This is a genomic window from Fulvimonas soli (genome assembly GCF_003148905.1).
Lineage (GTDB): Bacteria > Pseudomonadota > Gammaproteobacteria > Xanthomonadales > Rhodanobacteraceae > Fulvimonas > Fulvimonas soli.
Map to the genome: position 1 here is coordinate 1 of NZ_QGHC01000008.1, position 22,272 is coordinate 22,272.

Consider the following 22,272-nt stretch of genomic DNA (forward strand, 5'->3'; position numbering starts at 1 on the left):
ACTTCAGGGCGTGCGAGGTGTCGCTTGCCGACTTTGCGGGCGGCGCGAACGGCGTTATACCGCTCACGCCATGCCAAGGGAGGGGTTATTCGAGGCGCCCCATAGTGAAGCGAACAGCGAAAAGACCAATCACGAATTTACGCTTCATCACATCCTCCTTAGTTAGCGTTGCACCAACCGTCACAACGTCTTCCGCCTTACGGAAAACGTTTCCTTAAATGCGAGAGATGAAGAAGGTTAGTAACCTTACTTGGCGTTATCTGATAGGGGGATATACATCTTCGAGATATTGATCTTATCCCCCGACTTCGTAACACCGGAATCCTGAGTTTGTACGTTATGGGCAACAATCTTTTGGGAACCAGGCTTGCCGCCGCCGGTGATGAATGCCTTCTTAAAATGCAATACCTTGGGAGCTTGCATCGTAGAACTCGCGGCGGCTCGGTCTTGCGCAAACGCACTCCCATTGAGTAAACAGAAACCCAGCGCGGCCATTCCAATCAATGTCGACTTCATCATTACTTTCCTCCTCTAGTAGTCACGGTTACTAGATGATGTCGTGCTTAACAAGCCGGGTGTTTTTTTCACAGCGTGGAAACACAACAACTCCTTCCGCAGGAGACCAATGGTCGCGCAGGCCAGATAATTGGCCCAATCATTTGGTTGAACGCCAGGCTTTATCGCCTTCGTCGGCTACCTGCTTGATCTTGAGTATCCCCATCCCTCATGCCGTTCCCTAGAGAAGAATCCTTATACCTAAGGTTCGACAATGTCAAGACATCTACAGATAAGGAAGTGAGAGTTTTGCGGATTGTTGGTAGATGCTCTGACCTTTACCCTTCGGGCCAACTTCGCTTTCGCCGTTCGCTACGCTCCTGCGGTAGCGTGGGTCAGCAATGAAAGGGAACTCGCTGGCCGGCAGACCAGCGAAATTTGCCGTAGGCAACTCATTCGCGAATGTGTTGCGTACATAGCCAAAACGCCCACTATGCTTCGCATACCGGACGACGAGGTATAACTCAGGCAATCGCCGGATACGCCGGCTCCGCGTCCAGCGTCGCAGCGCACACCGCGGCCAGCTCCAGCAGGCGCAGGTCCGAGCCGCGCGCGCCCACCAGTTGCAGGCCGACCGGCAACCCGTTCGGCAGCGTGCCCATCGGCAGGCTCACCGCCGGGCAGCCGGCCAGGCTGGCGAAGCTGGTGAGGTCGGCGTGGTGGTCCGGTTCGGCGCCGCCCAGCGGGAAGGCTGCCCGCGGCGTGGTCGGCAGCACCAGCACGTCGACCTGGGCGAACAGGCGGCGCATCTTCAGCGTGGCCGCATCGAGCACGCGGTCGGCACGGGCGTAGTCGGCCGCGCTCCTGCGCGCGGCATAATCGAGCAGCGCGCGGAAGCGCGGCGACACCGGGTGCTCCCGGTCGGCAAGATCCTCCGCGAAGGTGCCGAGCATCTCGGCCTCCATCAGCAGCAGGCCGGCGCGACGCGTATGCGCGAAGTTCCAGTCGGAGAAATCCACCGTGCGGCGCTCGCCCAGCTCGCGCGGCAGCTTCGCGAGCGCGGCCTCGAATACCTCGATCACCTCGGGCGCGACGCCCACCGCGGCCAGGTCCGGCAGCAGGCCGCAGCGCAGGTGGCCCGGCTCCCAGTCCGGCGGCGACAGCGCCACGCGGCGGCGACGCGAGCGCGCGTCGTCGGCGTCGTAGCCGGCCAGCACCTGCAGCAGCACGGTGAGGTCGTCCACGCCGCGCGCGAGCAGGCCCACCGTGTCCAGCCGGCGCGCCGCCGGCGTCATGCCGCGGGTGGAGATCTCCCCGTGCGTGGGCTTGAGCGCGTACACGCCGCAGTAGCTGGCGGGAATGCGGATCGAGCCCAGGCTGTCCGAGCCCACCGCGGCGGCGGCCAGCCCCGCCGCCACCGCCGCCGCCGCGCCGCCGGAAGAGCCGCCGGCGCTGTAGCCGGCGCGCCACGGGTTGTGCGTGGCGCCGGTGTGCGGGTTGTCGGTGGCCGCGCCCAGCGCGCCCTCGTCCATGTTGGTCTTGCCGAGCAGCACCGCGCCGGAGGCGCGCAGGCGCGCCACCACGTGGGCGTCGTCCTCGGCCGGGCGCCCGCGCCCGGGCAGGCCGGCGCGGGTGGGCGTGCCGGCGACGTCGAAGTTGTCCTTGAGCGCGACGGGGATGCCGTCGAGCCGGCCGATCACGCCGTCGCGCCGTCGCCGCTCGGCGGTGCGCGCCTGCTCCTGCACCAGCGCCGGGCGCACGTCGACGTAGGCGTTGAGCTGCGGATCGATCCGCTCGATCGCCTGCAGGTAGGCATCGGCCAGCAGCTGCGGCCGGGTGCGGCCGACCGCCAGCCAGTGCAGCAGCTGGCAGACCGAGGCACGTCGCAGGTCCGCTTCGGCGAGCGGCGGCGTCGAATTCATGGGAGCTCCCTGCATCCAATGAGCCGATTATCGCCAGCGGACGTCGAGCGAATGCAAGCGGTGGCGCAGCACGACCGTGTTTGCCGCATGGGGCGCGTTCCCGGACAATGACGGTTTTCCCGTACTGCGGCGCATCTTCCGACGGAGCCAGCCATGAGCGAGCGAGAGACGATGGAATACGACGTGGTCGTGGTCGGCGCCGGCCCGGCCGGGCTGTCGTTCGCGATCCGCCTCAAGCAGCTCAAGCCGGACGTCGGCGTATGCGTGATCGAGAAGGCCTCGACCATCGGCGCGCAGATCCTCTCCGGCGCGGTGATCGAGCCGCAGCCGCTGGACGCGCTGCTGCCGGGCTGGCGCGACAACCCGCCGCCGATCTGCGTGCCGGCCACCGAGGACGAGTTCTGGCTGCTCACCAGGACCGGCGGCCGCAAGCTGCCGGTGCCGCCGGGCATGAACAACCACGGCAACTTCATCGTCTCGCTGGGCGCGATGTGCGCCTGGCTGGCGCCGCAGGCCGAGGCGCTGGGCGTGGACGTGTTCCCCGGCTTCGCCGCGGCGGACAACATCTACGACGAGCGCGGCGCGGTGGCCGGCGTGCGCATCGGCGACATGGGCGTGGCCAAGGACGGCTCGCACAAGCCTGGCTACACCCAGGGCATCGACATCCGGGCCAAGGTCACCGTGCTCGCCGAGGGCGCGCGCGGCAGCCTCACCAAGCAGCTGGTCAAGCGCTTCCAGCTGGACAAGGACAGCGACCCGCAGGGCTATTCCATCGGCATCAAGGAGCTGTGGCAGGTGCCCGCCGGGCGCGTGCAGCCGGGCAAGATCGTGCACAGCTTCGGCTGGCCCGCCGACAGCCGCACCTACGGCGGCAGCTTCCTCTACCACCTGGACAAGGACCGCATCGCGCTCGGCTACGTCAGCGGCCTGGACTACACCGATCCCAACTACCAGCCATGGGAAGCCTTCCAGCAATGGAAGAACCATCCCTCGGTGAAGCCGCTGCTGGAAGGCGGCAGCATCCTCTCCGCCGGCGCGCGCGCCATCGTCACCGGCGGCTGGCAGTCGCTGCCGAAGGTGGAGATGCCCGGCGCGCTGCTGATCGGCGACACCGCGGGCCTGCTCAACGTGCCCAAGGTGAAGGGCACCCACCAGGCGATCCGCTCGGGCATGCTCGCCGCCGAGCACCTGGCCGCCAGCGGCCTCGATCCCGCCGGCTTCGACGCGAAGCTGCGCGGCTCGGAGGTGATGGCGGAACTGAAGAAGGTGCGCAACATCAAGCCCGGCTTCAAGAAGGGCCTGTGGTGGGGCATGCTCAACGCGGCATGGGAAACCGCCACCGGCGGCGCCTCGCCGTGGACGCTGAAGAACAAGGCGGACTGGTCCTCGCTGCACAAGCTCGGCGAATGCGAGGAACCCAGGCGCGACTACGTGCAGCGCGAGCTGCCCCCGCGCGACCGCCTGGCCGGCGTGTACTTCGCCGCCACCGAGCACGACGAGGACCAGCCGGTGCACCTGCACGTGGCGGACACCTCCATCTGCGTCACCCGCTGCGCCGAGGAATACGGCAACCCCTGTACCCGCTTCTGCCCCGCCAGCGTCTACGAGATCGTGCAGGACGACGCGGGCAAGCGCCTGCAGATCAACGCCGCCAACTGCGTGCACTGCAAGACCTGCGACATCAAGGACCCGTACCAGATCATCGACTGGGTGCCGCCGGAGGGCGGGTCGGGGCCGAACTACCAGAACCTATAGGATTTCGCTGGCGGTGGGCCCTGCGAAAGACGGTCCGCGGCAGCGTCGCACTCAAGGCTGACCATGCCCCCAAGTCATCTCGCCTGGAAATTCAGGCGGCTCCACTACCTGCTGCAGCGGTTGCGTGGCAGCCTGCGCCAGCGCGGCTGGAAAGGCACCTTGTCACGCATCCGCCAGGAACTGCGGCGCCCTCCCCCGAACGATCCCGAGCTGACGCTGGAAGCGCTCAACGACCCGCGGCCGCCGGCGCGCGTCCCTTGCGCCAACCAGCCCGAGGTGTCGGTCATCATTCCCGTGCACGGCAAGCTGCCGTGGACGCTGGCCTGCCTCCGCTCGATCACCAAGATCGGTGCAGCAGTGCCATTCGAGGTCATCGTAGTGGACGACGCCTGTGCCGACGATACGCCGCAAGTGCTCGCCGGCGTTGCGGGCCTGCGCCTGATCCGCAACGAACGCAACCTCGGCTTCGTCGGCAGCTGCAATGCCGCGGCCAGAGAAGCCCGAGGGCGGCTCCTGCTCTTCCTCAACAACGATACCCAGGTCACTCCCGGCTGGCTGGACAACCTCTGCCAAGCCCATCGCACCGAGCCCGATTGCGGCATCGTGGGTGCGCGTCTGATCTATCCGGACGGCCGTTTGCAGGAGGCCGGATGCTTGGTCTACTCCAATGGCCAAGCGTGGAGCTTCGGACGCTTCGGCCAGCGGCAGGATCCTCGTTTCCTCTATCGGCGCACGGTCGATTACGTCTCGGGGGCGGCGCTGCTCATTTCGGCGGAACTTTTTCGCCGGGTCGGCGGCTTCGACCCGCGCTATGCGCCCGCCTACTGTGAGGACATGGACCTCGCCTTCGCGGTGCGCGCGGCCGGCAAGAAGGTCGTGTATGAGCCAAGCTGCCTGATCGTGCACAGTGAAGGAACCAGTTCGGGCACCAATCCCTTCGAGGGCGTGAAACAGTTCCAGCGGATCAACCTGGACAAGTTCATCGCCAAGTGGGCCGATGCGCTGCGGACGCAGCCGTCCCCGCGCATACCCGCCGACGAGGCCGTGCACCGGGGCGGGCGGCACATCCTCGTCATGGATGCGCTGACGCCCGATCCGAGACGCGACGCGGGTTCGGTCCAGATGCTCGGCATCATGCGCCTGCTGCACGAGCAAGGCTGGCGCATCACCTTCATGGCCGACAACCGGCAGGCCACGACGGAGGAGATTTTGCGCCTGGGCGAACTCGGCGTGGAGACGCTGTGCGATCCGTGGTCTCCCTCGCTGCCGAGGTGGCTGGAGCGCGAGGGCCCCGGGCTCGATGCCGTGCTCGTCTCTCGCTACTATGTCGCCGCGCCTCACCTTCCCCTGCTCCGCCGGTACGCGACACGTGCCAGAATCCTGCTCGAGGTGGCGGACCTCCATTTCCTGAGGGAGCAGCGGGCCGCGCAGCAACGTGGCGACGATGCCCTGAAACGGCAATCGCAGGAAACGAAAAGGCGCGAGCTGGCCACCATCCGCGCCTGCGACGCGACGCTGGTCGTGAGCACTGCCGAGCGGGATCTGCTCGCGCGCGAGGTTCCCGGCGCCAAGGTCGTGTTGGTGCCCAACATGCATGAGGTGCGCGGCCGTCGCAGGCCGTTCCAGCAACGCAGCGGCCTGATCTTCGTCGGCGGCTTCGGCCATCCGCCCAACGAGGACGCAGCGCGCTGGCTGACTGGCGAGATATTTCCCCTCGTCCGCGCCCGGCGGGCGGACATCGAGTTACACCTGGTCGGCCAGGTTCCCGACGACGCCAAGCCGCGGCTGCAGGGCCCCGGAGTCGTCGTCCACGGCAGGGTGGAGGACCTCTCCATCCTGCTGGACTGCTGTCGGCTGGCCCTGGCACCGCTGCGCTTCGGCGCAGGAGTGAAGGGCAAGGTCAACGTCGCCATGAGTCATGGGCTGCCCGTGGTGGCCACCACAATGGCCGCCGAGGGCATGTGGATCGAGCATGAAGTCAACGCGCTGCTCGCCGACGACGCCGAAGCATTCGCAGCCGCCATCCTGCGGCTGTACGACGACGAAGCCCTCTGGACCCGCCTGTCCGACGCTGGCCTCGAGAACGTAAGGCGCCACTTCTCTTTCGAAGTCGCCCGGTCCGCGCTGACCAGCGTGCTGACCTGAACGTCCCGCCCTGAGCGCCTTTGTGGCTTTACTTCAAACGGCCGTTACAATACGGACTTCCCTCGCCTCAGCGGGCGGCAGCCAGCTCAAGGAACCGCAGATGAAGATTCTGGTCGGCTACAAGCGCGTCGTGGACTACAACGTGCGCATCCAGGTCAAGCCCGACGGCACCGGCGTGGTGACCGACGGCGTGAAGCTTTCCGCCAACCCGTTCGACGACATCGCGCTGGAGGAGGCGCTGCGCCTGCGCGAGAGGGGCGTGGCCGAGGAAGTGGTGGTGGTGGGCATCGGCCCGGCCGACCTCACCGCGCACCTGCGCAACGGCCTGGCGATGGGCGCCAACCGCGCCATCCACGTGGTGACGCCCGAGGCGGTGCAGCCGCTCACCGCCGCCCGCGTGTTCCTCAAGCTGGTGGAGAAGGAGCAGCCGGGGCTGGTCATCCTCGGCAAGCAGGCCATCGACGACGACGCCAACCAGACCGGCCAGATGCTTGCCGCGCTGTGGGACCGCCCGCAAGCCACCTTCGCCAGCAAGCTCGAGATCGCCGACGGCAAGGCCACGGTGACCCGCGAGGTGGACGCCGGCCTGGAAGTGATCGAGGCGGAGCTGCCCGCCGTCGTCACCACCGACCTGCGCCTCAACGAGCCGCGCTTCATCAAGCTGCCGGACATCATGAAGGCCAAGTCCAAGCCGATCGATACGATCGAGTTCGCTGCGCTGGGCGTGGAGGCCCACGACCATTTGAGGACCACCCGCTACGCCGCCCCGCCCAAGCGCAGCCGGGGCGTGATGGTGAAGGACGCGGCCGAGCTGGTCGCGATGCTGAGGCAGAAGGGTCTGCTCTGATCGCCCGCCGGCCCGCGCAAGCGGACGATCCGGCGACTTCGTCCCATCAAGACACCGGATTCCGGCGCACGCCGGAACGACGGCACGAGGAACCGAACATGTCCAAAGTCCTGATCATCGCCGAACACCTGGAAGGCAAGCTCAACCCTTCCACCGCGCGCGCCGTAAGCGCCGCCGTCGCGGTGCAACCCGAAGCCGTCGACGTGCTGGTGCTGGCCGACCGGGTCGACGCGATCGCCGCGGATGCGGCCAGGATCGCCGGCGTCAGCCGCGTGCTGACCGTCGCCCGCGCGGAGAACGCGCATCCGCTGGCCGCCGTGCTGGCGCCGCAGATCGCCAAGGCCGCCGCCGGCTACAGCCACGTGTTCCTGCCCTCGACCACCTTCGGCAAGGATGTCGCTCCCCGCGTGGCCGCCCTGCTCGGGGTGGCCCAGGTCAGCGACGTGATGAGCGTGGAGGGCAGCCACACCTTCACGCGCCCGATCTACGCCGGCAACGCCATCGTCACCGTCGAGGCCGACCCGGCGCACGCGGTGGTCGCCACTGTCCGCACCGCCTCCTGGCCGGCCGCGGCGAGCGGCGAGCACGCCGCGCCGGTCGAGCCGCTCGGCCTGGACGTCGCCCTGCCCTCGCACACCCGCTTCGTGGAACTGAAGCAGGGCAAGAGCGACCGCCCGGACCTGCAGAGTGCCGGCAAGGTGGTCTCCGGCGGCCGCGGCGTGGGCTCGAAGGAGAACTTCGAGATCATCTACCGGCTTGCGGATAAGATCGGCGCCGCCGTGGGCGCCTCGCGTGCGGCGGTGGACGCCGGCTACGTGCCCAACGAGTTGCAGGTGGGCCAGACCGGCAAGATCATCGCGCCGGAGCTGTACATCGCCATCGGCATCTCCGGCGCCATCCAGCACCTCACCGGCATCAAGGACGCGGGCACCATCGTGGCGATCAACAAGGACGCCGAGGCGCCGATCTTCGAGGTCGCGGACATCGGGCTGGTGGGCGACCTGTTCAAGCTGATCCCCGAGCTGGAACAGGCGTTAGGCTGAAGCGCCGCGCCGCGGGCCGCCGCGGAAGAGGACGGCGGCGCCGTCACCTTTTTTCCTCCTGGCTTCAGTGGCCGGCGACCGGCGCCCCGGGCGGACAGTCGGTGGAGGTCATGGTGCGCCTGGCCAGCACCTTGCCCCTGGCGTCCTGCAGCAGCAGCGTGGCGCCGTCGCTCATCCAGGGGCCGGTGTCCAGCTCGCCGCTGTGCGCGCCGGTGTACCAGAGCTTGGGCGGCTGGCCGACCGAACTGACGTAGATGCTGATCGGGTCGTCGGGATTGTCGGACGCCCGCCATTTCACGTGCGCCACAACGTTCGGGCCGCCGCACTCGGAGAAGTTCGACGGCGTCATTTCCAGGCTCGCCCTGTGCCGGCAGCCAGCAATGGCGAACACAGCGGCGAGCAGGGCCGCGCCGCGCGGCATCCGGCGCGCGGCGCTCATCGGGCACTTCCCGCCCGCGGCGCCGCGGGCATGGGCTGCCCGAGCAGATGCAGGCGCGCCAGCGACTCGATGCCCTGCAGCACGGTGGCGCGGCTTGCCGCACCGTCCGGGCCGGCCAGGATGCGGTCGGCGCGGTCGACCAGCGCGTAGTAGCCGGGGCGGTCCAGCCCGGCGGCGCCGAGCACTTCGCTGCCCAGCATCCAGGCGTGGATGTGCCGGCCCTGCGGCCGCGCACCGCCGTCGCTGCCGATCAGCAGCCAAGGCACGGACTGCGCCGTCGCCTCCCGGCCGTCGTCGAAGCCGGCAGCCGAGGCGTAGACGTGCTCCAGCCCCGGCAGGTGGTCGCCGTAAAACGCCAGCACGAAAGGCCGGCCGCGCGCGCGCAGGTAGTCCCACAAGCGCCCCAGCTCGCGGTCGGCATTGGCGATATGGTAGGCGTAGTTGCGGTACTCGTTCGCCGCGTCCGCCGGCCAGCCGGCCGGGACCGGGATGCGGTCGCGGGCGGCGTGGTCGGCGACCGGCACCTCGGCGTAGGGCCCGTGCCCCTCGATGCTGATGGCCATCACGAAGACCGGTCGCGCGGTGGCCTTGTCGAGCAGCGCCTCGATCTGCGCGGTGAGCGCCGAATCGGCCAGGTACCAGCCGTCGTGCCGCGCGTCCTGCGGGAAATCCTGCAGGCTGACGAAGCGGTCGAAGCCCATCGCCGCGAACGCCTTGCGGCGGTTCCAGAAGTTGCCGTCGTTGGGATGCACCGCGTAGGCGGCGTAGCCGTCGTCGTGCAGCGCCTGGACCAGGCTGGGGATGTGCGGCCGGTTGATCTGCAGGTACGGGAAGTCCAGTTCGGGATATGCGCTCATCGGCACGCCGGTGAGCACCTCGAACTCGGTCCGCAGCGTGCCGCCGCCGAAGGTGGGCACCGTCATCGTGCCGCTCAGGCCCTGCGCCTGCGCGCGTTGCAGGTTGGGCAGGAGCTCGGCGGTGTCGGCGATATCGCGCAGCGCCGCAGGGTCGAAGAACGATTCGCTCTGCACCACCACGATGTCCGGCTTCGCCGGTGCTGCCGGCGCTGCCGGCGCTGGCGGCACCGGCAGGCGCAGGAAGGCGGCGATGGCGGCGGGATCGGCGGGCCGGCGCAGCGCGCTGGCATACTGCACGTCGTCGTACAGCAGGGCGCTGGCAAGGCCGCCGTGCAGCACGGTCAGCACGGGCGACCACGGCACCACGCGCAGCCGCACCGGCTCGTACAGGCGGCTCGCCCAGGCCCGTCCGCTGGCCAGGTTGCCGACCGGCAGGGCCAGCAGCAGCGCGAGCAGGACCCAGCGCGGCAGGCTGCGCGCCCTGAAGAAGCCCGGCTCGTAGCGCGCCGACGCCAGCACGGCGAGCAGCAGCGCCACGCCGGCCAGCGGCCACGGGCCGTGCAGGTAATTCGACAGCAGGTGCAGCGTGGACAGGTGCAACTCGCGCAGCACGAAGACGTCGCTGAACTGGACCGGCTGCAGCAGGTAGCGCAGCTTGAGGTAGTTGGCCAGGTACAGCGCCGCCGCCGCCAGCAGGGTCAGCAGCAGGGCCAGCAGCAGGCGGTTGCACAGCGCCAGCAGCAGCAGGAACAGCAGGGCGAACGGCAACGCGTTGGCCATATAGCCGTAACCGAACGCGTACACCATCGGCTGCACGCCGAGCGAGACGCGGTCCATCGCCCAGGTCGCGAGCGACAGCCCGAACAGCAGCGCCGCGGCGAGCGCCGGCTTGATCGCTAGCCGCGCCGGGCGCGATGGCCGGAGACGGTTTCCCATGGCGTGACCTCCCCTTCGGTCGCAACGATGCGTGGCGGACAGGCGCACGCGCACCCAGTCGCGGCCTCTCGCGGGCCCGCCCGGCCTCGTTCGGAATCGACGGCCAGCCCGTGAGCGGGGCGGCCGCATGTTCTTTCATCTTACCATCCACGCCGGCACCGGCCAACCCGCGCCGGTCAGTCGAACGCCATGCCGTAGCGCTCGCGCAGCCGCCGCACGCTTGCGTGAGCGACGAAAACACCTCGCCCCCCGGCTCGTTGCCTTCAAACAGTGGCTGGACGACCTCCAGCCCAAGGCCCTGGGCAACAGCGGCCTGCGCCGTGCCGTGGACTACACCCGCCGGCGCTGGGAGGCGCTGGTACGCATCCTCGACGAGGGCGCCTGGCCGATCGACAACAATCCCATCGAAAACGCCATCCGGCCGATCGCCGTCGGCCGCAAGAACTGGCTCTTCGCCGGCTCCGAAAGCGCCGGCCGGCGTGCTGCTGCCCTCATGAGCCTCCTCGCCACCGCCAAGGCCAACGGACTCGAACCCCATGCCTGGCTTACTGACGTCCTGACCCGACTGCCCACCACCAAGGACCGTGACATCGACAGCCTGCTGCCACTGGCATAGCTGAGGTCCGGGGGGGGGTAGTGGCTTCGGCGCACGCTTACGTTGCCCCGGCCGTGCTTTGCGGCGTCGTGCGCCAGTGATAGAGCACGTGATCGTGCCCTACATCATCGAGTCGGACCAGCAGGCCAAGGTGGTCACGCGCGCGGTGATCGACAGCATGAAGACCATGGACGCCAGCCGCCTGACCACGCCGCTGGTGCCGCCGGCGCCGGTGCCGCCGCCGGCCTCGCTGCCGGCCGCCACGCAGCCGCCGGCGCCCGCGGTCATCGACACTCCGCAGGCCGGCCCGGGACACTGTCCAGGCTAGGCTCCCGCGTCGCCGGCCGCGGCCGATCCGCCGGCGCCCGGCTCAGAACGCCGGCGGGTTGTCCTTCTCCGGCGCCAGCGTCCGGCGGCCGGGGCGCTTGAGCCTGGCCAGCGGGCGGTCCAGCAGCACGACCACCAGCCAGGCCACCGCGATCGTCCCGGCGAAGGCCGCCAGGCAGAAGCGGAAAGACCGGCCGTAGCCGAACCAGGGCAACAGCCAGGCCGCCACGGTGGTGTGGAACAGGTAGACGGGATACGACCAGTCGCCAAGCAGCTTGTCCCATGCCGAGGTCTGCCGCGCGTCCAGCGACACCACCACCCACGCCGACAGCAGCACGGAGCTGTACAGGCCGTAGGTCCATGGCCAGGGATCCCACTTCAGCCAGATCAGGCCGTGCGCGATCCACGCAGCCAGCGCCAGCGCCGGCATCGCCAGCCGGCGCAGCTCCTCGATGTAGTGCGCCGTGAGGGAACCGGCCGCGAAGGCGAACAGGCAGGTCTGGAAGTACGTGTAACGCTCGGCGAAGCTCTGCATCCCGAAGCCCGCCGTGGCGTTGGCGACCACGCCCAGCACCAGCGCCAGCCATGCGCCGGAGCGGCTGCGCGCCAGCAGCGGCATCAGCAGGTACATGCCCACCTCGGTGGCGAGCGCACTGGACACCGGCACCGGCAGGTTCGAGCCGCGGAAGACCGGCAGCAGGGTGAGCGGATTGAGCCATTCCCGGCCATGCGGCATGGCGAACTGCGGATTGAGCCGGGTGAGGTCGACGCAGTACTTCAGCGCGAGGATCGTGACCACGCCGGCGAGCAGGGCCAGGTAGTACGACGGCACGATGCGGATGAACCGGTTGTACGCGTAGGCGAGCAGCCCCGTGGCCTCGAATCCGTACTTGCGCCGCAGCACGTAGGTCATCAGGTAGCCGCTGAGCACGAAGAAGCCCCAGACGGCGTAGGCCGCATAGCCGTCGATCATGCCGGCCCACAGGTGGGACAGCACGACCAGGATCGCCAGCAGCAGGCGCCAGCTGCCGAATCCGAACCAGTACCCGAACGCCGGCCGGCCGCTCATCGCGCGGCCCCGCACCGCGCGCCGTCGCGGTGCGCCGGCCTCCTGCGCGCCTTCACTTGCAGGGAACCGCGGCGATGGTGGCCTGCGCCAGCGTGCGGTCGCCGCCGTCGGTCAGGACGAAGGTGGTGCCGGGCGAAGTCCAGGGACCGGTGGTCTGGCTGCCGGTGGCTCCGCCCGCGGTCCAGAGCTTGCGCTCCCCGCCGGGCGCCTGGACCCAGGCCTTGGTGGTGGTCACGCCGGCCCGCGATGCGTCCCAGGCGACCTGCACGGCCACCCCCACGCCCGGCTTGACCTCGCATTCGCGCAGCGCCGATGGCGTGACGCGCAACGTGGCCTGGGCCTGTCCGGCCGCGGCGACGACCGTGCTGGCTGCGGGAGCGGGACTGCCTTGATTCGCCTGTTGCGACTTGTCCGGGCAGCACCCGGCCATCAGGAAGGCGGCGAGCAGGCCGCCGGCAAGCGTGGAAGTCGTGTACCTCATGATCGCTCTCCAGGAAAGATGGAACCCATGTGTCAGGTCAGCCGAACTGGCGACGCGTGCGACAGCAGGGCGACGACGACGTCGAGGGACGGCACGGCCTCGCTGCCCAGCAGCAGGTTCCGCCCCACTCCTGCAGCCCGCCCGGCCTCGATGTCCGACGGCTTGTCGCCGACCAGCAGCGAGGCGCCCAGGTCCAGCCCCAGGTCGCGCTGCGCGGCCAGCAGCATGCCGGGCGCCGGCTTGCGGCACGCACAGGCGCGCAGGTACGCACCCAGGCCGGCGGTGGGATGGTGCGGGCAATGGTAGACCGCGTCGATGCGTGCGTCGTGCCGCCGGAACTGCGCGCGCACCCATGCCATGTACGCGTGGAAATCCTGCTCGGTGTAGTAGCCGCGCGCGATACCCGCCTGGTTGGTGGCCACCACCACGGCAAGGCCGCGCCGGTTGGCCGCGGCGACCAATTCGAAGATGCCGTCGAGGAATTCAGTGCGCTCGGGGCTGCACACGTAACCGTGGTCGACGTTGATCACGCCGTCCCGGTCCAGGAACAACGCCTTGCGCGGCGTGGGCATGGTCGCCAGCAACGCGTCGACTCGCGGATCAATGTATGGTCGTGCCATCTCGACTGCCATTACGCGTCACCGAATAAACTCTGCGCCCGTCGATAGTCTTCCGGCACACCGATATCGATGAATCCACTGGTGGCGTCAAACCCGCATACGCGCCCTGCCAGCGTCAACGGTGCGAGCACTTCGCTTTCAAAGGAGAACGCCGGCTCCGGCGGAAGCGCCTGGATGGCCGCAGGTGTGAGGTAATAGCTGCCGGCGTTGATGTACCCGGGTCCGCTTTCGCCTTTTTCCTTGAAGCCGACGACGCGCTCTCCGTCGCGAAGCACCGCACCATATCGCGCCACATCATCCACGCGGGCCAACGCCATGCCCAGGTCGGCCCCTGCATGCTGGACTGCCCGCTCCAGCGCACGCAGGTCGTAGCGGAGGAAGGTGTCGCCATTGAGTACGTGCGTCGCGCCTCCGCCGAGCATGCTGCAGGCCTGGCGCACGGCACCACCGGTACCGAGCGGCGAGACCTCGATCGAATAGTCTAGCAGCATGCCACGCCACTCTTTGCCGATACCTTCGATGACACGCTCGGCGAGATACCCGGCCGCCAGCACAACGTGTCGCATTCCTTGCGCGGCGAGATGATCGAGCACCCAGGCCAGGAAGGGGCGCCCGGCTACCGGAGCCAACGGTTTTGGCAGATCGCTGACTACGGCACGAAGACGTGTACCGAGACCACCGACCAAAATGATGGCCTCTTCAGTCGCCACGCGGAAATATCTCGGCCTCGATCAATGCGCAAAGCAGGTGGCCCAGTGCCTCGTGCCCTTCTTGGATACGCGGCGTCTCGGCCGAGGGCACCCGGAAACAGGTGTCGCACAATTCGGCCATCTTGCCGCCACTCTGACCGGTAAAGCCGATCACGATCATCTCTTTCGCGCGAGCAGCCTCGATGGCGCTCACCACATTGCGCGAATTACCGGAAGTGGAAATGGCCACCAGCACGTCGCCAGCCTGGCCCAGCGCCTCCACCTGGCGTGCGAACACGTAGTCGTAGCCGTAGTCGTTACCGACGGCGGTGATAATGCTGGTGTCGGTAGTCAGCGCGATGGCGGGCAGGCCCGGACGATCGTAGTAGAAGCGACTGACCAGCTCGCCCGCCCAATGCTGGGCGTCCGCCGCGCTGCCGCCATTGCCGGCGAACAGCAGCTTGCGGCCGCTACGTAGCGCCGTCACCGACTGATAGACGGCCTTGGCCATCAACTCGTGCAGATGCGCATCGCGCGACATCGCGGTAAGCAGCTTGATCGATTTGTCGAACTCGGCCTCGAACATGGCCTTTACATTATTCGCCATGAGGTGGCTCCTTGTTGCGTGAAATGGAAATCCAGCAGTCGTCCGCCGTGCGCGGCCAGCGCGCGCGTCAAACCGATGCGCTTCTCCGGCTTGCACATGAATATCATGAAACCGCCGCCACCCGCCCCGGAGACCTTGGCCGCATGGGCCCCATGAGCGAAGGCGAGCCGCTCGACCTCTTCGATGAGGGGATTCGTGATCGAATTGGCCATTTTTTTCTTTGCTTCCCAGCCGGCCTGCAGGGTGCTGGCCAGACGGTCGAGGTCGCCGCGTAGCAGGCTCTCCTTCATTTCCACGGCCTCCTGCGCAAGTCTGTGCATCGCGTCGATGGAAGTCTGCTTTCCTTCCACGACGTTTTTCGCCTGCTGGTCGATGATGTCCGCCGAGGCGCGCGACACACCAGTGAAGTAGAGGACGATGGATGCCTCGAGCTCGGACCAGACCCAGTCCTTCACGCGCAACGGGTTCACGATGACCCGGTCGTCGGCATAGAACTCCATAAAGTTGAAGCCGCCGAAGGTCGCCGCGTACTGATCCTGCTTGCCGCCGGCCAGCTTGAGGTCGGTGCGCTCGATCTCGTAGGCTAGGTGGGCGACCTCGTACTCGCCCAAGGGGAGCGAATAGTGCTCCACGAAGGCCTGCACCAAAGCCACCACCATGGTCGACGACGAACCCAGGCCCGATCCCGGCGGGGCGTCCGAGAATGTCTGCACCTTGAGCGGGCGCGCCTCCCCAGAAAGGAAGTCGCGGCATATCCGCGCGTGCACTCCCTTCAGCAGCTGCAGAGCCCCCCCCTGCTCTGGAATGGCTCCGCAGGCATGCGTTTCCGACACGCCCACATCCAGCGCGGCGAACTCGCATTGCCCGGACTCCGAGGGAGACAGGATCGCGTAGGCGTATTTGTCGATGGTGGCATTCATGACGCGCCCGCCATAGACGTCGCAGTAAGGCGACACGTCCGTGCCGCCTCCCGCCAGCCCAAGACGAAGCGGCGCACGCGCGCGAACGATCATCGAACGACCTCCACCTCGAAGATTTCCGCCAGCGCCACTCGCATGGATTGCCGGGAGAAGTGCTGCTCGGCGTAGCGACTGGAGGCGGTCGACAATTCATGCCAGATCTGGTCGTCGGTCAAGAGCTCGCGAATCGCCTCGACCATGGCGTCCACCTCGTCCGTCACGCGGGCCACGCGGCCGAGATTGTCCAGCCCCTGGGCGCCCACGCTGGTGGTCACCAACGGCAGCCCCCATTGCAGCGCCTCCACGACTTTGGACTTGATGCCCGCCCCGAAACGCAGGGGAACCACGGCCACTCTGCAACGCCTGTAGAAGTCCTGCAGCGTGGCGTCTTCCACGTAGCCGGTGACCACCACGTGCTCGGAAGCCAAGGCCAGCACCTGGTCGCTCGGATTGGAGCCGACCAGATAGAGCCGCGTAGCCGGATCGATCGCAATCAGCCGGGGGAGGATGTCCCTGACCAGCCATACGGCCGCGTCGACATTCGGCGGATGGCCAAAGCCGGCCACGAACAGGATACCGGAACGCGCTTGCGGATCGTCGTGCCCGTGGGTACCGAAACCGTCGAAGCAATAGGCCTGCACCTGGCGACAGGCGACGGCAGGCGCCATGCGCGCGACTACCTCGACTTCTTCCATCGTCGGATACAGCACCAGATCGGACTTGTCCCACAGGCCGCGCTCGATTTGCTCGAACTCCTGCGCCTTGGCTAGGCACGTCTCGTCTTTGCTCAAGTCGTATTGCTGGCGCAACCGCGCGAAATGCAGGTCGTGGCCGTAGTACACCACCCGCGCATTGGGCGCGTACTTCTTGAGCGCATCAATGAAATGCACCGATATGTGGGGACGGCTGAGCAATACCTGGTCGATCTGGTCGCCAAACTCCCGCAGGTAGCGCTCGAATCCGTCGGCCCAGGCCGAACCGTAGATCACTTCCACGCCCATGGCCTGCAGGGGGGGCGTGTACACCGGGTCGCGCCAGAGATTCTCCGGCCAGAACTTGACTGAGCAACCGAGGTCGCACAGCCCGCGCAGGAACTGCATCATCGTGCGCGAGCCCGCGTCGCGGTCAGGTTGCGGAACGTAGTGATCCACGACCAGCACGACCGGCTTGGCCCGACTTCGCTCCCTCGCGCGGAACACGTTCTGCGCGTTCGGGTAGTGCCTGGCTAATTCATTATGCCAACGACTCAGGAACTTCCTTTGGTTCTCGACCTGATAGGCCTTGATGCCGCTGCCCTCGTCGGTTCCATGTGAGATGCCCTCGTAGTGGACCACCTTGGAGAACGGCGTGTAGTACACCTTCTTGCCTGCAGCACGCACCTTGAACGCGAGGTCGGAGTCTTCGCAATAGGCAGGCACGTAGAGCTCGTCGAAGGCGCCGACCTCGTCGAACAGCTCCTTACGTACCAGAAGGGAGGCACCGGAGCAGTAATCGGTTTCACGCACATAGTTGAAGCGCGGCTCCTCGGGATCGGCGAGCCGACCGAAGTTCCAGCCGCTGGCGTCGGCCCAAATGATTCCGCCGGCCTCCTGCAGGCGGCCATCGGGATACACCAGCTTCGAGCCCACCATGCCGCAGTCGTCGAAGCGTTCGAACACATCGAGCATGGCGTCCAGCCAACCGGCCGTCACCTCGGTGTCGTTATTCAAGAAATACAGGTATTCGCCCCTGGCCATGCCCGCGGCACGATTGCAGGAGCGGATGAAGCCGAGATTTTGCGGGTTTACTTCGTAGCGCAACCCCGGCACTTTGGCGAGCGCATGGATGTCCGTGTCCCCGGAGCAGTCCTCGGCCACGATCACTTCGATCTCGACCTCGGGCATGTGGGTCATGATCGAGCGCAGACACGCCGCGGTGTAGTCCAGTCGACCATACGCCGGAATGATGATGGAGACGAGAGGATGAGTCGTTTCCGGGAAGGCCAGCCCTTCAACCATCGCCGCCGCCTCGGTCGAGGTGGCAGGAAGATGCAGCGCAGGCATCAGGCGCGACTGCTCCGCCTTGTCCGCCCTGCGCATCAGCCAGCGCTTCACCGGCAACTTCAGCGGCTGCAACAACGGCATCTGGCTCAGTGGGGAGCCGCGCAGCGCAAGGAACACGGCGGTCCAGTCGCCCCGCAGAAGCCGCCCTGCAAAGCGCAACGGCTTGGTGATTCGCCAGGAACGGGACCGGATCACCGCGTCGTATTGGCTCCTGAGTTGCCCAATCTCGCAGTTCAGGCTTTCGATGAGGCCCTGAGCGCTCCTGAAGGCTTCCCGCAAGGAATGCAATTCGTTGTCGAGATTACGGCCCCAAGCCATCGCCCGGTTGCGCTCTTCATTGACTGCATCAAGTTGCTGTTGGGCGTCACCCAGCTTCGCGTCTAGCTCCTTCGCCCAATGGCTAACTTGCTCATGCTCCTTCACTAAGTCGGCATAGGTGGAACGCAACTGGGACAGCTCGGCGTCCAGTCGCTTGGCCCAGCATCCCACCTTTTCGTGTTCGTCGCGGAGCGCCTGGTGAACCCCGCGCAGGTCGTCGAGCTCACGATTGCGGCGCAGCGCATCCTCCAGTGCGGCAGTAACCCCCCCTTCAACCTTCATGACGAAGGAGACCGGCAACCTAGCGTTCTCCAATGTGTCCAGAGTCAAATGACCGGCACCGGGACCCACGGAGCTCTGGAAATGGCGCTCCGCATCCATGTAGCCCCGCAGATCCTCGGAATCAGGGCCAAGCCCTTCGCCGCAAGCACGCATGGCATCACGGATGAATTCGCTCAGAACCGCATGACGCTGTTCCTGCGGTCTGGCAACCAAAAGGCAAGCCGAGGTCGCTTCGAACAGTCCCCGAAAAACCGCATAGCCCAACGTGATCGGGCTACTTGATTTCCATTCCCTATCGATGAAATGAAATTGTCCGTCGGAAGTCCTAATGAGATTGTGCGGCAGCAGATCGATGCAGTGTCCAGGCAACAAGGTCCCCGCCGCATATCCCGATTCGCGAAGCGATAGGACATCGACGCCGGCTTTTGCGGCAAGGGCGTCCACCCATGACCGTAGCCAATCGCCTACCTGGTCGATAGACCAGCCATCTCGGAGCAAGATGAGAAAGAGCTCATCGATCCAGTTCGTGCCGCGGACGTAGTCCTCATCCTGCAATGCGCAGAGATACGGCCCCCGTGCCCGCTCCTCAGCCTCGAGCAGAAATCTCTTCGTTACTCGACCGCCTGCATGACCGCGCTCGAAGCGCGTTTCCTTGGCGAACATCGGCAAGCGATTGGTAGAGAAATGGTAGGCTGACACGCGAGCATTCGCCTCGCCATAACGATGTATGGGGCGGCGCACGTGGGCCACGGCCATGAAGGAATTGGCCATATCCACCAGCAGACTGTTCTCGGCCAGTAGCCTCCACGTCCGATCCACCGCGAAAAGCGGCGGACGTCCCAGCTGCGGGTCACGGGCCGCGGAACCTGCGGCCAGGGCAGCCCCCCCGTCGAAGCCAGGCATGGCGTCGCGGCCGTCGCTCAGTAGCACCGAGTTGGGCAGCTTGTAGTCCGGGAAAGGAAGGGCGAAGCCCACGTCCGCGAAGCCGGCTTCGCGCAGCAGCCGTTCCAGCGCATCCTTGCCATAAGTGCGGGCGCCACGCGGGAGATAGTTATCTGAGACTCCTACCATGGGGCGTCCAATGTGATCCTCGGGTGCTCCGGCGAAGTACTTCAGACCAAGCTGATTTTCGATCGCCACCAGCAGCACGCCTTCCGGCTTGAGCAGGTTCCGCACCAACCTCAGCCAATGCAACCCTGCATCCTGCCTTTCCGAAAAGCGGTGCGCGTATTCGAGTACGCCAATCAGCGTCACCACGTCGAAGCGTGCATCGCTCTGGAAGCGTTCCAGATCGTCGACGACGATGCTTACGTTGCGCAGGCCCTCGCAGCGCTTGGCGGCGGTTCGAGCCCGACGCAGCGAAGGCTCGAGGGCGACGACGGACGCCGCAGTCTCGCCCAGGTACCGGGTGATCGCGCCGCATCCAGCGCCGATCTCCAGCACGCTTCCCCGCAGCAGCGACTCGAAGGGACGCAGTAGATTGGCGCGCCTTGAACTCAGGTAGTACTGCGTCGGCCAGTCCGAGATGCGCTCAGCCAGCTGCGGCGACAGAACCGAGCGATCTTCGCATTCAGCAATGAGATCGTATATCCGCTGCTCGACGGCCTCACCATCGGAATAGGCCCATTCCGGGGAGTTCTCCTGACGGACCCAACAATCCGTGCCTGTATCATACCGATAGGCGCGGAGCATGGATGCGCGGGTCTCTGGATGGCTCATAGGAACTCGAGTTTCGCTTGCAAATCGGTGACGCCAAGAAAAGACGACCCAATGGGTTCTACCCGGACATGGACGGAATCATAACGTCTGTCGTGCGGAACGACTTCCCCGTTCACGTCCCGGCTGGCGATGCCGAGCGAAATGAAATAATCGCCCGGCGCACAATTCATCCGGAAGCTGCACATGAGCACCCCGGAGCGCCCCGCGTCCCCGTGTGTGGGCACCGCCTCCACACTCGCCATTTCTGTATTGGTTCCATATACAGTCAGGCCTTCCTTGGTCTTGAGCGTCATGCCGAAAATCGGCCGGACGATATTAGACAAAAAACGGTAGCGCACATAGAGCAAAAAAGCCGCGCCGCACGGCACTGCCTGCGGGAAAGGCTGTTCGCCGACGAACGCAGCAAAGTCCATGATCTCTGCGCGACGATCGCCCCAGCGATGTTCGTAGGGGTTGTACCAAGGCCGCTCAGTGAAGCATCCGCTCGAGCGCTCTCCGAATTCTGCGTCCCATTCCTGCAGTTGCGAGTTAACCGTTACTTCGTTAGGCACCTTAACGCCCGGATCCTCGCCCCTCCCCTCGACCGGAATGCGGCCATATAGGAGGTCGAGGTAACGATTGACGATGTGACGGGGTTCGCCCTCGTCCAGCTTAAGACCCCGATCAATCAGCACGGCACGGTCGCAATGGGTGACGACTTGCTCGGTGGAGTGAGTCACCAAGAGGATGGATGTGCCACGCTCCCGCAAGGTCTTCAGTCTTGCAAAGCACTTCGCCTGAAAACGCGCGTCACCTACGGCAAGTGCCTCGTCCACGATCAGCACGTCGGGATCAATCTGTGCCTGCACGGCGAACGCAAGCCTCACCGCCATGCCGCTGGAATATGTCTTTACGGGCTGATGGACGAAGTCGCCGATATCGGCGAAAGCCAGGATATCGTCCATCTTGCGCTCGACTTCATCCCGCGATAGTCCCAATAGGGACGCATTCAGATAAACATTCTCGATGCCGGTGAATTCCGGATTGAAACCGGAGCCCAGTTCCAGCAGCGCAGCGACGCGCCCCTCGATGGCGACTTCACCGGACGTGGGCCGGACCGTCCCGCATATGATCTGCAAAAGCGTGGATTTTCCCGAACCGTTGCGCCCGATGATGGCGACGCATTCGCCACGACGAACCTCCAGATCGATGTCGCGCAGCGCCCAGAACTCGCGAAAATAGTGAGCACCTCTGCCGCCGACCAGGCGGTGTACACCGGACACCGCCATCTGCTTGAGCCTATCCACCGGCTTGGCATAGATCTCGTATCGTTTACTGATCCCGCGAACAGAGATCGCCACGTCGTCAAATAACATCGGCAAAACCTCGACGCGTAACCTGAAATGCTGACCATCCAAGCCAGGCTACGGCGCAAGAAACCAAAAGGTAGCCCAAGGTGGCCTGCCAGTCCGGAAACTCGCCCCATAGCAGCAGTGACCGCGCACCTTCCACCACGTAGCTCAGGGGATTAAGGGAAAGCAGCCATTGGTATCGCGCTGGCAGACTGCTGCGCGGATAGAAGATGGGCGCCAAAAATACCAGTGAGGTGGTCAGCACGACAATGATCTGCTGCGCGTCGCGAAAATACACTCCGAGAGCCGCAAACAGCCAGGTCAGTCCAGCCAGCATCGGCAGGAATAACAGCAGCAGCAAGGGAAACAGCAGCGCTGTCCACGGGACCGACGCACCGGTCAGAAACATGGCCACGAGGAGGGCGATCGTCGAGATGATGGCATGAAACAGGGCTGTGCCCACTGCGACCCAGGACAGCGTCTCCAGGGGAAACACCACCTTCTTGACGTAATTCGGGTTGCTCACCACCAACTGCGGCGCGCGATTGAGGCACTCCGAGAAAAAATTGCTGATGATCAGGCCGACGAACAGCACGATCGAAAAGTGCACATCACCGCTGGTAGCCACGTTCCAGCGCGACTTGAAAATGTAGCCGAATACGAAGGAGTAGATAGCCAGCATCAGCAGGGGATTGATGAAAGCCCATAGCAGCCCTCCCATCGACCCGCGATAACGGCCGGAAATATCGCGCCTACACAGTTCGACGATCAATCGGGCATGTCGAGCCAAGGAG

The 22,272-nt window shown here is 65.9% G+C and carries 19 protein-coding genes; 6 read left to right on the forward strand and 13 right to left on the reverse strand.

Features of this window, described 5'->3' with window-relative positions:
* Window positions 1–246: 246 nt before the first annotated feature.
* Window positions 247–519 (reverse strand): hypothetical protein, encoded by a 273-nt coding sequence (locus C7456_RS16840; protein ID WP_139942927.1) that lies wholly within the window; start codon window positions 517–519, stop codon window positions 247–249.
* 500 nt (window positions 520–1,019) lie between these two features.
* Window positions 1,020–2,417 (reverse strand): amidase, encoded by a 1,398-nt coding sequence (locus C7456_RS11165; RefSeq protein ID WP_109723842.1) that lies wholly within the window; start codon window positions 2,415–2,417, stop codon window positions 1,020–1,022.
* A 153-nt stretch (window positions 2,418–2,570) separates the two neighbouring features.
* On the opposite strand from C7456_RS11165, the gene C7456_RS11170 reads away from it, so the two are divergent.
* From C7456_RS11170 to C7456_RS11185, 4 genes are all read left to right on the forward strand, one after another.
* Window positions 2,571–4,172 carry an electron transfer flavoprotein-ubiquinone oxidoreductase gene (locus tag C7456_RS11170; protein WP_109723843.1) on the forward strand — a complete coding sequence of 534 codons (1,602 nt, stop codon included), beginning with the start codon at window positions 2,571–2,573 and terminating at the stop codon, window positions 4,170–4,172.
* 63 nt (window positions 4,173–4,235) lie between these two features.
* The gene (locus C7456_RS11175) at window positions 4,236–6,317 is read left to right on the forward strand and encodes a glycosyltransferase (protein WP_109723844.1); all 2,082 of its coding nucleotides are present in this window, start codon (window positions 4,236–4,238) and stop codon (window positions 6,315–6,317) included.
* 100 nt (window positions 6,318–6,417) lie between these two features.
* Complete coding sequence (locus C7456_RS11180) at window positions 6,418–7,164, forward strand: electron transfer flavoprotein subunit beta/FixA family protein (RefSeq protein ID WP_109723845.1); 747 nt, start codon at window positions 6,418–6,420, stop codon at window positions 7,162–7,164.
* Window positions 7,165–7,262: 98 nt separating this feature from the next.
* On the forward strand, window positions 7,263–8,207 hold the full coding sequence (locus tag C7456_RS11185) for an electron transfer flavoprotein subunit alpha/FixB family protein (RefSeq protein WP_109723846.1): 945 nt from the start codon (window positions 7,263–7,265) through the stop codon (window positions 8,205–8,207).
* Between the two features lie 64 nt (window positions 8,208–8,271).
* Here the strand turns inward: C7456_RS11185 and C7456_RS11190 are convergent, their stop codons facing one another.
* Window positions 8,272–8,556 carry a hypothetical protein gene (locus C7456_RS11190; protein WP_109723847.1) on the reverse strand — a complete coding sequence of 95 codons (285 nt, stop codon included), beginning with the start codon at window positions 8,554–8,556 and terminating at the stop codon, window positions 8,272–8,274.
* An 86-nt stretch (window positions 8,557–8,642) separates the two neighbouring features.
* Window positions 8,643–10,439 carry an LTA synthase family protein gene (locus tag C7456_RS11195; protein WP_109723848.1) on the reverse strand — a complete coding sequence of 599 codons (1,797 nt, stop codon included), beginning with the start codon at window positions 10,437–10,439 and terminating at the stop codon, window positions 8,643–8,645.
* Between the two features lie 127 nt (window positions 10,440–10,566).
* Between C7456_RS11195 and C7456_RS11200 the strand changes: the two genes are divergently transcribed.
* Both C7456_RS11200 and C7456_RS11205 read left to right on the forward strand, forming a co-directional pair.
* The gene (locus C7456_RS11200; protein ID WP_281268519.1) at window positions 10,567–11,055 is read left to right on the forward strand and encodes an IS66 family transposase; all 489 of its coding nucleotides are present in this window, start codon (window positions 10,567–10,569) and stop codon (window positions 11,053–11,055) included.
* A gap of 88 nt (window positions 11,056–11,143) precedes the next feature.
* Window positions 11,144–11,362 carry a hypothetical protein gene (locus tag C7456_RS11205; protein WP_109723849.1) on the forward strand — a complete coding sequence of 73 codons (219 nt, stop codon included), beginning with the start codon at window positions 11,144–11,146 and terminating at the stop codon, window positions 11,360–11,362.
* Between the two features lie 42 nt (window positions 11,363–11,404).
* On the opposite strand, the gene C7456_RS11210 is transcribed toward C7456_RS11205, so the two are convergent.
* Genes C7456_RS11210 through C7456_RS11250 form a run of 9 tightly spaced genes read right to left on the reverse strand, consistent with a single transcriptional unit; the run spans window position 11,405 to window position 22,250 of the window.
* Window positions 11,405–12,430, reverse strand: a complete 1,026-nt coding sequence (locus C7456_RS11210) for an acyltransferase family protein (protein WP_109723850.1) — start codon at window positions 12,428–12,430, stop codon at window positions 11,405–11,407.
* A gap of 52 nt (window positions 12,431–12,482) precedes the next feature.
* A complete protein-coding gene (locus C7456_RS16845) occupies window positions 12,483–12,911 on the reverse strand; it encodes a hypothetical protein (RefSeq protein ID WP_139942929.1) in 429 nt (142 codons plus the stop codon).
* Window positions 12,912–12,943: 32 nt separating this feature from the next.
* Window positions 12,944–13,543 carry a D-glycero-alpha-D-manno-heptose-1,7-bisphosphate 7-phosphatase gene (locus tag C7456_RS11220; RefSeq protein ID WP_211306314.1) on the reverse strand — a complete coding sequence of 200 codons (600 nt, stop codon included), beginning with the start codon at window positions 13,541–13,543 and terminating at the stop codon, window positions 12,944–12,946.
* Entirely contained in the window at window positions 13,543–14,241 is a 699-nt protein-coding gene (locus C7456_RS11225; RefSeq protein ID WP_109723852.1) for a nucleotidyltransferase family protein, read from the reverse strand. The genes C7456_RS11220 and C7456_RS11225 overlap by 1 nt, the downstream gene beginning before the upstream one ends.
* A complete protein-coding gene (locus C7456_RS11230) occupies window positions 14,231–14,806 on the reverse strand; it encodes a D-sedoheptulose-7-phosphate isomerase (RefSeq protein WP_281268520.1) in 576 nt (191 codons plus the stop codon). Before C7456_RS11230 ends, C7456_RS11225 begins: the two co-directional genes overlap by 11 nt.
* Before the next feature lie 5 nt (window positions 14,807–14,811).
* Window positions 14,812–15,840, reverse strand: coding sequence for a GHMP family kinase ATP-binding protein (locus C7456_RS11235; RefSeq protein WP_109723854.1), 1,029 nt, complete (start codon window positions 15,838–15,840; stop codon window positions 14,812–14,814).
* Entirely contained in the window at window positions 15,837–20,147 is a 4,311-nt protein-coding gene (locus tag C7456_RS11240) for a glycosyltransferase (RefSeq protein WP_109723855.1), read from the reverse strand. The genes C7456_RS11235 and C7456_RS11240 overlap by 4 nt, the downstream gene beginning before the upstream one ends.
* Complete coding sequence (locus C7456_RS11245; protein WP_109723856.1) at window positions 20,144–21,502, reverse strand: ABC transporter ATP-binding protein; 1,359 nt, start codon at window positions 21,500–21,502, stop codon at window positions 20,144–20,146. Before C7456_RS11245 ends, C7456_RS11240 begins: the two co-directional genes overlap by 4 nt.
* Window positions 21,492–22,250 carry an ABC transporter permease gene (locus tag C7456_RS11250; RefSeq protein ID WP_245889845.1) on the reverse strand — a complete coding sequence of 253 codons (759 nt, stop codon included), beginning with the start codon at window positions 22,248–22,250 and terminating at the stop codon, window positions 21,492–21,494. Before C7456_RS11250 ends, C7456_RS11245 begins: the two co-directional genes overlap by 11 nt.
* Window positions 22,251–22,272: the final 22 nt, after the last annotated feature.